We start from the raw sequence: 10,895 nt of genomic DNA, 5'->3' as shown, positions 1-10,895 counted from the left end.
AACTCAACGCCTACATCTAAGCAGCAACGAAAGTTGCTGCTTTTTCTTTTGCATAAAATGCAGGAGAATCTTTTCTTTTTCCCGATTTTCCTGTACAATAGAACTATCGAAAAATTTTTCGCCTGCTGTCGAAAAATCCACTGTTTCGTCGGCAGACCGATCAACGGAGGGAGAAATGTTATGTCGATTCAGGAAAACTGCCGTGTTGTAGAAAATACACGGCTGGGCGAGGGTCTGTATCTGATGGTGCTGGACGCACCGGAAATTGTTAAACTGACGCAGTGCGGTCAGTTCGTCCACATTGCATGCGGCGAGGGCCATCTGCTGCGCCGCCCGATTTCGATCTGCACCTGGCAGGGCAGCCATCTGCGCATTGTTTTTCAGGTGAAGGGCGATGGCACAAAGTGGCTGAGCGAACGCAAGGTTGGCGATGTGCTCGACGTGCTTGGACCGCTTGGACACGGCTTTGACGTACAGGCACTGGGGGATCGTCCGATCTTTATCGGCGGCGGCATTGGCGTACCGCCGATGCTTGGCTGTGTACGCACGGCAGTAGAAAAGGGTGCACAGCCTGCCGCAATCCTCGGTTTCCGCAACAAGGGTGCGGTGATCCTGGAGGGCGACTTCCGTGATGAATGCGAGACCTTTGTCACCACCGACGACGGCACCTACGCGCGTCACGGCTTTGTCACCGATGTGCTGAAGGAGCAGGTGGCAGGTGCGACCGGCGTGGCTGCCTGCGGTCCCAAGCCTATGCTGAAGGCGATTGCGGCGATTGCAAAGGAAGCCGGCGTACCCTGTCAGGTTTCGATGGAGGAGCGCATGGGCTGCGGCATCGGTGCCTGTCTGGTGTGCGCGTGCGCGCTCAAGTCGGAAAACGGCGAAACCCGTTACGGTCATGTCTGCAAGGACGGTCCGGTGTTCAATGCTGAGGAGGTCGAGTGGTAATGGCAGATTTAAGAGTGAACTTTTGCGGCGTTGAGCTGAAAAACCCGATCACGACCGCATCCGGCACCTTTGGCTTCGGGCATGAGTACGGCGAATTTTTTGACCTGTCCCAGCTTGGCGGCATCGGCGTTAAAGGTCTGACACCGACCGAGCGTCTCGGCAATCCGGCGCCGCGCATCGCGGAGACCCCGCAGGGTATTCTCAACTGTGTCGGCCTGCAGAACCCGGGCATTGACCGTTTCATCGAGGAGCAGATTCCGTTCCTGCGCCGGTACGACACCAAAATCATTGCCAACGTCTCCGGCAACACGGTCGAGGAGTACGAGGGCATGGTCGAGAAGATTTCGGATGCGGATGTTGACCTCATCGAGATGAACATCTCCTGTCCGAACGTAAAATGCGGCGGCATGGCCTTCGGCACCCAGCCGAAGATGGTCGAGGAGGTTGTTTCGGCAGCCAAGGCTAAGGCGAAGAAGCCGCTGATCGTCAAGCTGTCCCCGAATGTCACCGATATTGCGGAGATTGCACGCGCGGCGGAGTCCGCAGGTGCGGACGCGCTTTCGCTCATCAATACACTGCTCGGTATGCGCATTGATATCGAAAAACGCAAGCCGATCCTGTCCAACGTAATGGGCGGTCTGTCCGGTCCGGCGGTGTTCCCGGTTGCGGTTCGCATGGTATATCAGGTGCGTAAGGCGGTTTCCGTGCCGATTCTCGGCATGGGCGGCATCCGAACCGGACGTGATATTGTCGAAATGATGCTTGCGGGCGCAGACGCGGTTGCCATGGGTACGGTGATGTTCAACGACCCGACCGCTCCGGTCAAGGCGCTTGCCGAGCTGAACGAGTGGCTGGATGCACACGGCGTGAAGTCTGTCACCGAGCTGTCCGGCGCGGTTGAGGTAGGCTGATGAGAACCACGGTCTACATCATCCGTCATGCTGAGGCAGAGGGCAATGTATACCGCCGGTGTCATGGTCAGTACAACGCGCTGCTGACCACGCGGGCATACAAGCAGCTGCCGTATCTGGCAAAGCGGTTTGAGAATGTGCCGCTTGCGGCGGTTTACTCGTCCGACCTGTTCCGCGCACGCGTAACGGCACAGGCTGTGGCAGAGCCGCATCATCTTTCGGTGGAGACCCGACCGGTGCTGCGCGAGATTGATATGGGAGACTGGGAGGACATTCCGTGGGCCGAGCTGCCGCACACATGGCCTGAGCAGTACGCGCTGTGGTGTGCCCGTCCGTGGGAAGCAGCGCCGCCGCACGGCGAGACGGTCATGCAGGCCGGTCAGCGCATGCTGGACGGCGTGCGCGCGATTGTGCGTGAAAATGAGGGCAAAGAGGTCGCAGTAGTGACGCACGGCAGTGCGATTCGCGGCATGCTGACGATTGCACACGGCTTTGCACCCGAACAGATGGGCGAAATCGGCTGGGGTGACAACACCTGTGTTGCCAAGCTGGAATTTGACGAAAACGGCAATATCGACGTGGTTTACGAGAATGATGCCTCGCATTTGCCGCAGGAATACTCCACGTTTGCGTCCATTGGCTGGACGAATACCAAGGGTATTCCGGCGTCGCCGCAGATCTGGTTCCGCCGCGCTGACCCAAAGAATCCACAGGATGTGGATAAAATCGTGGGATTCATGCGCGAACTGCACAAGAATGCCTACGGTACGGATGCAAACCTCGATCCGGATGCGCTCATCCGCGATGTAGAGCGGGCACAGAAGGTTTCGCCGCGGGCGTGTACCTTCGGCTGTCTGGAAGGCGGGGAAGAGGCCGCACTCGTTTACCTGAAAACCTGGTGGGAGGAGCAGCCGGAGATCGGTCTGGTCGGCGGCTTCTGCATTGCCGGTGACTACCGCGGCTGCGGTCTGAGCGGACAGATTCTCGGTCAGGCCATCAGCGTGTACCGTGCGCTCGGCAAGCGCGAGCTGTGTGCTCGTGTCGCCGAGAAAAACATGCGTGCACAGGGATTTTATCATAAATTCGGTTTCCTGCAGCGCGGCGAGTACCGCGATGAGAACGGACTGCATTATCAGATGATAAAGCCGATTTCGGTCGAATAAATAGGAAAAGCGCTCTGTTTTTGGCAGAGCGCTTTTTGATTTTACAGCTTGAGCAGAACCGCACTGTATCGCGGCAGTGCAACCGTACACAGATCATCCTTGCGGGAGACGGCAAGCGTCTCTCCGGTGCCGCCGAACTCCGCGGCATTGCTGTCAAGCAGAATCGTAAACTTCGGCAGGGAAGCGGTGAATTTCTGTTCGCTGTCCGCAAAATTGCACAGGGCGAGCAGCGTTTCTCCGTTTGCACGGCGCTCCATGCCGAATACGCAGGGCGCATCCACATGATTTTCCGCCCACCGGAAATTATCCGGCGCATAATCTGCGTGCAGCGCGGGATTCTCCACATAAGTTTTGCACAGGCTGTGGAAAAATCGGTGGAACGGACGTTCTGCCAGTGCCCAGTCCAGCGTACCGGCTTCGCTCCATTCGTACAGCTGACCCAGCTCGTTACCCATGAAATTCAGCTTTTTACCCGGATGTGTGAACATATACAGATACATCACACGCGCCTGCGCATACTTGTCGCATTCGTCCGCGCCCCACATTTTCTGCACGATTGCCGCCTTGCCGTGCACAACCTCGTCGTGCGAGAGCGGCAGCAGATAGTGTTCGTTGCCGAAATAATGCATCGACCAGAGCAGTTTGCCATGATCACGCGGACGCAGATCCGGCTGGGTCTGGCAGAACTCGAGCGTGTCGTGCATCCAGCCGAGATCCCACTTGTAGTCGAAGCCCAAGCCGCCCTCGTCCACCGGACGGGTGACACCGGGATAGGCAGTCGAGTCCTCAGCGATGAGCAGAGCCGAGGGATGGCGGGCTTTCAGACCGCGGTTCATATTTTTAAGGAAGTCGAGCGTGTCGCCGTTGATGCCGCGCGCGGGATCGCCCTGCCAGTAGATCAGGCGCGAGACCGCATCCATGCGCAGACCGTCAAAATGAAACTCAGTGAGCCAGTAATCGGCTGCAGACTGCAGAAAACAGCGCACTTCCCGTCTGGAATGAATGAAATTGTAGCTGCCCCATTCGCTTTCACCGACCGCGCTGTGCGGGTACTCGTACAGGTGCGTGCCGTCGTATTTCGCCAGACCGTAGGAGTCCACGGCAAAGTGTACCGGTACAAAATCCATGATCGCACCGATACCGGCATGATGCAGCTTGTCAATCAGTATTTTCAGCTGTGCCGGTGTGCCGTAGCGCGAGGTCGGGGCAAAAAATCCGGTGTTCTGGTAGCCCCAGGAGCCGTCAAACGGGTGCTCGGACAGCGGCAGAAACTCCACATGCGTGTAGCCGTTTTCCTGCAGATAGGGAATCAGTCGGCGGGCGATTTCATCGTAGGTGTACCAGCCGTTTGCGTCATCCGGATTGCGCATCCACGAGCCGAGGTGCATCTCGTAGATGCTCAGCGGTGCGTCCGGCGAAGCCGTGCGGTCAGCCATCCACGCCTCGTCTGTGAAGCGGTACTCGTCAAGGTCGGTGATAATCGAGCAGCAGGCAGGCCGCAGCTCCATTGCAAAGCCGTAGGGATCGCAGTGCTCGGTGACAGAGCCGTCCGGGCCGTAGATGCGGTATTTGTAAAGCTGGCCTGCGCGGGCGTCCTGCACAGAGACCGACCAGCAGCCGCTGCGGCCGTCCTGTACCAGATCGGTTTCGGTCCAGCCGTTGCACGCGCCGGTCAGCGTAATGCGGCTGGCATTGGGTGCAAATGTACGGAAAACGACAGCGTTTTGCTCTATGTGAGCGCCAAACCAGCGGTAGGCGTCGAAAATTTCTCCTGTGAAGAATTGGTGCTGATTCATGGAAGCACTTCCTTTCTTTTTCCCTTAACGGGGGATGGTCGCTTGCGCAGTGAAAGAACTGCGGCGGTTTCGCCGGGGAAACCAAAAGGGTAGACACCTACGGTTTCTACCCTCTTGGGACTCCCGTTTCCCTTGGGGATAGCACGGCGAAAATTAGTGAACTGAGACTATAAGGACGCGACAGAGGATTTTCTCTACCGCAGGACGTGCTTTGCGCGTCCATGTATCCGCATATTCGCAGGGTCAGATACCGTTCTGCTACACATGTGGTATAATCACCGCAGAGTGCGGCATAACAGTGCCGCACAATTCGTTAGCGTGTTATGATAGACAGGGCCTACGAAGATAAATTGTAGCGAATACCTAAATTCGCAGGTGCCTTCCGTTACAACGTGCCAAAGGGTTGCGCGACACGGGTATGTCGCGCCTGCGGAGACGGAACCGCATGTGTAGCAACAGAGTATCTGGCACTGCGTATAGGCAGGGGAATGGGAGCACATTGTGCTCCCCAACGGAAGAAAAAATCCTCTGCCGTTCCCCTTTTCGGAGCGGTCTCGTCTCTCCGATTTTCGCCGTGCCCTCTAAGGGAAAGAGGAAGATTCACAAGAAGGAGAAAACCGCAGGTTGTCTCCTTCTTGTGCCCTCGCCGGGCAGGCGAGTTAGGTTCGCTTCGCAAGCGACCACACGATACAGCGGCACAATCCAGATTTTATAAATTAAGTATAGAATACATCCACGTTAAACGCAACCGTCAAAACTGTACAAAGTGTCCGTTAAATAAAAATGAACCGGCCTGCCGCTTCGCGGCTCTTATACTCGGGTGCGTCAAAGGACGCGGATTTCACCGAAAATAAAATGAACCGAATCCGGAGTGGCTGCTCTTATATACAGACGCACCCAGGGAAAGGATAGAAAGTTATGAACGATAAAGAGCTTGTCAGCCGCATGCAGCACGGCGATATGCAGGCGTTCGACGAGCTGTACGAGCGCTACAAGGACGATGCATACCGCCTTGCGTGCCTAATCACCGGCAGCAGGACGGACGGCGAGGATCTGGCGCAGGAGGCCTTTGTCACCTGTGCGCAGTCCATCAAATCGCTGCGGGACGGCAGCAAATTCCGGCCGTGGCTGCTCAGAACGCTGTCGCGCGCGGCATGGAAGTACTGCCGCAAAGCCAAGCGGGAAACGCCGGTATCCGAATTTTTCGATGCAGGTGAGAGCGAAAGCGCACTGTCCGCCGTGCTGCGGACGGATGAGCAGCGCCGACTGTATGCCGCCCTCGACACACTGGACGAAAAACGCCGCGTGACCGTGGTGCTGTATTACTTCGATGATCGCTCGGTGCGTGAGATCGCGCAGGCGACCGGCGTGACCGAGGGAACGGTGAAATCCCGCCTTTTTTCCGCTCGCCGCCATCTGCGGCAGGCGCTGACCGAAGAACGGAAGCCGAAGGAGGCTGCAAATCATGGATGAAATCAAAATGGAACGTGAAATCAAGGAAATGCTGCATCAGTGTGCAGATGAGCTGCATGCACCGGATTCGATGCAGACGCGCGTCAAATTCGCACTGAACAATGCACCGGCACGCAAGCGTCATCTGTGGAGCAAACGCTTTGTGGCGGTTGCCGCTGTCGCTGCGATTGCGGTGACCGGCGCATTCGCAGCCGGCGGCATGGGCGGCATTTTCAGTGAGGGCTGGTCTGACCAGCGGCTGGATCTGTCGAGCACGCAGGCGCATCTGGCTGATGCCGGTGTAGTGCTCACGCTGCCGGACAAGATTGGCGAGTATACGTTCAGCTACGGCTCTGATGTGGATACCACCGCACGGAATGGTGTGGGTGAAACGGAGAAAATCGCCGAGGTGGACGCAACCTACACGAAGAATGGCGCGGAGCTGAATCTGTCCGCGCACAAGAGCTACACCGTGTTCACCGAGGACGAGATGGAGAATCCGGTTCCGGCAACGACTGCCGAGGTAAACGGCGTTACGCTGACCTATCGCGATGCACACTACCGCTTCGTACCGGACGACTACGAGAAGTCTGACGAGGAAAAGCAGCAGGAGAAGAACGGCGAACTCGTTATCAGCTATTATGGCTCGGACGAGGTGGAGGATAAGATGTTCCAGTCCGTGCTCTGGGAGCAGGACGGCGTAACCTACCTCATCAGCGGCTTTGATACCGGTCTGGACGCACAGACCATGTTCGATATGGCAGCTGAGCTTGTAAAGTAAATCGCAGCAGACGAAATTTCACGAAAAAAGCATCGGAAACGCAGTTTCCGATGCTTTTTTATGCTTAGAGGATGGTTTACTCCACCGAAATGATGTAGTAGTAAACCGGCTGACCGCCGTCGATGACGTTGATCTCCATCTCCTTGTTTTCCTTATGCAGCAGGTTCTCAACCTCAGCGGCCTGCTCCTCGGTAACGCCCTCGCCGAAGATAACGGTCGCAAATGCACTGTCGTCGGAGACCATCTCGCGAGCCAGCTTTTTGAGGACCGAGGTTTCCTTGCCGTTGGCGCACAGCTTGCCCTCGCACAGCGACAGATACTCACCCTGCTTGATCTTCTTGCCGTCAAACTCGCTGTCGCGGGCCGCGTAAGTCACCTGACCGCTGCGGACGTGCTTTGCCGCGTCCAGCATAGCAAGCGCCAGCTCGCTGTCCTGCTCGGCTTCCGGATCGACCGCCAGCATGGCCGAAATACCCTGCGGGATGGTCTTGGTCGGCACGACGATCACCTTTTTCTCCTCGGAGAGATGAACCGCCTGCTCGGCAGCCATGATGATATTCTTGTTGTTCGGCAGCACGAAAACGATCTCTGCCGGAACGGCATCGACAGCGTGCAGAATATCGTCGGTGGACGGGTTCATGGTCTGTCCGCCCTGTACGACAACGTCCGCGCCGAGGTCGGTAAACAGGGTTTTGAGACCCTCACCGGCCGCAACGGCTACAAAGCCAAACTTCTTCTCTGCCGGAACGATCACGCGCTCCTTGGGCGCGTCTGCCGTGCCCTCGATTACCTTGGCGGTGTGCTGCTCGCGCATGTTTTCGATCTTAACGGTCAGCAGCGGACCGAATTTCAGACCCTCCTCGAGCGCCTTGTTCGGCTGGTCGGTGTGAACGTGTACCTTGACGATATCATCATCCTCGACAACAACCAGCGAATCGCCGATTTCGTTCAGGATAGAGCGCAGACGGGCAACATTGCGCGCCTTGTCCTTGCGGGATGCGATGAACTCGGTGCAGTAGGTGAAGGTGATGTCCTCGTCGTTGATCGCAGCGAAGTCTGCGGTGGACTTGGTCGGCTCTGCCGCAACAGCACGTTCCTTGTGGATGCCGCGCAGCGCGTCCAGCATGCCCTCGAAGATGGTGATAAAGCCGAAGCCGCCGGCGTCAACCACGCCTGCCTTTTCAAGCACCGGATTCTGGTGAACGGTCTCCTCGAGTGCGGTGTGGCCCTGCTCGAGGATCGCTGCCAGAACCTGCTCTGCGGTGAGCGTCGGCTCGGCCTGACACAGCTCGACCGCGTGCTGTGCCGCAACGCGCGATACGGTCAGGATGGTGCCCTCAGCGGGCTTCATAACCGCCTTGTAGGCGGTGTCTACGCCCTCGCGCAGCGCAAGCGCGAGTGTGCGGCCGTCAGCCTCGTCGGTCTCGCGCAGCTTTTTCGCCATGCCGCGGAACAGCAGCGACAGGATAACACCCGAGTTGCCGCGCGCGCCGCGCAGCAGCGCGGAAGCGGTCGCATCCGCCGCTTTGGCGAGGGTCGGCTCAGCGAGCTTTTCCATCTCAGCCATCGCGGAACCCATCGTCATGGACATATTCGTGCCGGTATCGCCGTCCGGCACCGGGAATACGTTCAGTTCGTTTGCCTGTTCCTTCTTTTCGGCAATGGCGAGTGCGCCCTCGATCACCATGGACCGGTACAGCGCACCGTTGATTTTCTGATCTGCCATTTATCTAACTCTCCTAAAAGTAAAAGGTGTTGCCGCAAGCCAAATGCGGCGGAAAAGGGCATAGCGACCCTTTCGATATGGCGGAAGTCAGTCCGCCTTGATGCTCTCTACATAGATATCGACGTTCTTTACGTCCACACCGGTCAGGCGCTCAACGTTGTAGCGTACCTCACCGATGATAGAGCGGCAGACGGTGGCGATATTCACGCCGTGCTCGACTGCAATGTGCAGGTCGATGTTGACACCGCCGTCCACAGCCTCGGTGACCTTTACGCCGCGCGACTGGTTTTCCAGTCCGAGCAGGTGTGCCAGTCCGTCCGACATGGAGCGGATGGTCATGCCTTTGACACCGAAGCAGGAGGATGCTGCGTAACCGGCAATGCCGGCCAGCACCTCGTTGGTAATGTCGATATATCCGAGATCGGTCTTGATGGTCATATAAAAACCTCCCTGCGAGTTAGGGGTGCAGAATGCGGGTCCCCTTGCAATAATCAATACTTTTGCTGTTTATATGATATAACAAAATCATGTAAAATACAAGCAATGCGGTGATGAAACTGCGTTATTTTTCAACACAACGGCAGAAAATGGATAAATTGAAGGATAGTGTCGAATAACGCGGAAAATTCGTGCAGGTTAATGCAAACAAATGTTTGCTTATTGCAGCGGATTGCGGTATAATAAGGATAAAATTACGAACGTATGTTCCGACGGAAACAGCGAGGAGTGCCGAAAATGAAGAAGATTTCCGCCAAACAACAGCAGATACTGGAGTATATAAGCAGTTATTCCCTCGAACACGGCTATCCGCCTTCGGTGCGCGAGATTGGTGCAGAGATGGGACTGCGGTCGCCGTCCACCGTGCATGCGCACCTGAAAAAGCTGCAGGAGGCCGGTTATCTGGAGCCGAATGAGCATAAATCGCGTGCGCTGACGCCGGTCAGCGGCCCTTCCATGGTGCCGCGCGTGCCGATTCTGGGCCGCGTCACCGCCGGTATGCCGATCCTCGCGGTGGAGGAGCATATCGGCTATGTGCCGTTCGAACCGGCAGCGGGAGGCGGCGAGTATTACGCGCTGCGCATTCGCGGCGATTCGATGATCGGCGTGGGCATTATGGATGATGATCTGGTCATTATCCGGCAGGATGTGCAGGCGTGCAACGGCGACATCGTAATCGCGCTGCTCGAGGATGAGGCCACCTGCAAGACGCTCAACATCACGCCGGACGGTGTATGGCTCATGCCGGAGAATCCGGCGTATCCGCCGATCAACGGCACCGGGTGCCAAATTTTAGGCGTGGTGAAGGCGGTTTACCGCGAGTATTAAGAGCAGCCTTTTTCAGTACCGGCTGAGCGGGGGACGCGAACTGCCGCAGGCATGTTCGCCCCTAACGGGCGGGAGGTTTTTCGCTTGAAATCAAGCGGGGGATTTGCCGCTCCCGCAGCGAGGGCAAGAGGGTAGACACCTACGGTTTCTACCCTCTTAACTCCCGTTTCCCTTTGTTTATTAGTCTGGCGCAGACCAGAGAGCGGCGACCGCTTCGAAAAGGGGAACGGCAGTCGGGTTACCACAGCGTGTCTTTCGCAACCTGTTCGCAGTTCACAGATAGCGTACTGCTACGCAGACGGTTCAGTCTCCGCAAGCGCGACATACTCGTGTCGCGCAACTCTTTAACACGTTGTACCGCACGGCACCTACGGATTAGGTGTTTGGTACAATTTATCTTCGCAGAAACTGTCTGTAGCAACGCGCTATCGAATTGCGCGGCACCGTCATGCCGCGCCTGCTGGAAATAGCCGATCTGTGCAGCAGAATGGTATCTGACACTGCGAACAGGTTGAGAAATATACGGAAGAAAAAATCCTCTGTCGTACTCTTATTTTCGAAGCTGTCGCCGGTCTCTGGTCTGCGTCAGGCTATCAAATAAGGGAAAGGTAGGAGTTCAAAGAGGAAGGGCACTCATTTAATCCGCGCACGGCGCGGGAACAATGTTTAGCAGCCTACGGGCAAACCGCAAGTGTCCCTTCCTTTTTGTCCCCGCCGCGGACGCGGCAGTCTCCCGTGCTCCGCAGAGCGCAGCTCCTTCACTGAGGTTCAGCGAAAAACGCTCCGCCCGTT

The 10,895-nt window shown here is 56.9% G+C and carries 9 protein-coding genes; 6 read left to right on the top strand and 3 right to left on the bottom strand.

What is annotated here, in order from left to right; all coding sequences use genetic code 11:
- The first annotated feature begins 180 nt into the window (after nucleotides 1–180).
- The 3 genes from DW088_RS05850 to DW088_RS05840 are packed head-to-tail and all read left to right on the top strand — an operon-like array spanning nucleotide 181 to nucleotide 3,022.
- Complete coding sequence (locus DW088_RS05850) at nucleotides 181–948, top strand: dihydroorotate dehydrogenase electron transfer subunit (protein ID WP_118360099.1); 768 nt, start codon at nucleotides 181–183, stop codon at nucleotides 946–948.
- On the top strand, nucleotides 948–1,859 hold the full coding sequence (locus DW088_RS05845) for a dihydroorotate dehydrogenase (protein ID WP_110435524.1): 912 nt from the start codon (nucleotides 948–950) through the stop codon (nucleotides 1,857–1,859). Before DW088_RS05850 ends, DW088_RS05845 begins: the two co-directional genes overlap by 1 nt.
- Nucleotides 1,859–3,022 (top strand): bifunctional histidine phosphatase family protein/GNAT family N-acetyltransferase, encoded by a 1,164-nt coding sequence (locus tag DW088_RS05840; RefSeq protein WP_118360098.1) that lies wholly within the window; start codon nucleotides 1,859–1,861, stop codon nucleotides 3,020–3,022. Before DW088_RS05845 ends, DW088_RS05840 begins: the two co-directional genes overlap by 1 nt.
- A gap of 41 nt (nucleotides 3,023–3,063) precedes the next feature.
- On the opposite strand, the gene glgB is transcribed toward DW088_RS05840, so the two are convergent.
- Nucleotides 3,064–4,818 carry a 1,4-alpha-glucan branching protein GlgB gene (gene glgB, locus DW088_RS05835; protein WP_118360097.1) on the bottom strand — a complete coding sequence of 585 codons (1,755 nt, stop codon included), beginning with the start codon at nucleotides 4,816–4,818 and terminating at the stop codon, nucleotides 3,064–3,066.
- Between the two features lie 918 nt (nucleotides 4,819–5,736).
- Here glgB and DW088_RS05830 point away from each other — a divergent pair.
- Both DW088_RS05830 and DW088_RS05825 read left to right on the top strand, forming a co-directional pair.
- Nucleotides 5,737–6,291 carry an RNA polymerase sigma factor gene (locus DW088_RS05830; protein WP_116704761.1) on the top strand — a complete coding sequence of 185 codons (555 nt, stop codon included), beginning with the start codon at nucleotides 5,737–5,739 and terminating at the stop codon, nucleotides 6,289–6,291.
- Nucleotides 6,284–7,051 (top strand): hypothetical protein, encoded by a 768-nt coding sequence (locus tag DW088_RS05825; protein ID WP_118360096.1) that lies wholly within the window; start codon nucleotides 6,284–6,286, stop codon nucleotides 7,049–7,051. Before DW088_RS05830 ends, DW088_RS05825 begins: the two co-directional genes overlap by 8 nt.
- 76 nt (nucleotides 7,052–7,127) lie before the next feature.
- Here DW088_RS05825 and DW088_RS05820 read toward each other — a convergent pair whose 3' ends face one another.
- Complete coding sequence (locus DW088_RS05820) at nucleotides 7,128–8,777, bottom strand: DAK2 domain-containing protein (RefSeq protein WP_118360095.1); 1,650 nt, start codon at nucleotides 8,775–8,777, stop codon at nucleotides 7,128–7,130.
- Nucleotides 8,778–8,864: 87 nt separating this feature from the next.
- Nucleotides 8,865–9,215 carry an Asp23/Gls24 family envelope stress response protein gene (locus DW088_RS05815; RefSeq protein ID WP_118360094.1) on the bottom strand — a complete coding sequence of 117 codons (351 nt, stop codon included), beginning with the start codon at nucleotides 9,213–9,215 and terminating at the stop codon, nucleotides 8,865–8,867.
- Between the two features lie 297 nt (nucleotides 9,216–9,512).
- On the opposite strand from DW088_RS05815, the gene lexA reads away from it, so the two are divergent.
- A complete protein-coding gene (lexA, locus tag DW088_RS05810; protein WP_118360093.1) occupies nucleotides 9,513–10,103 on the top strand; it encodes a transcriptional repressor LexA in 591 nt (196 codons plus the stop codon).
- Nucleotides 10,104–10,895: the final 792 nt, after the last annotated feature.

The organism is Butyricicoccus sp. AM05-1 (assembly GCF_003474415.1).
Classification (GTDB): Bacteria; Bacillota; Clostridia; order Oscillospirales; family Butyricicoccaceae; genus Agathobaculum; species Agathobaculum butyriciproducens.
This window is presented reverse-complemented; position numbering and strand designations above follow the sequence as displayed.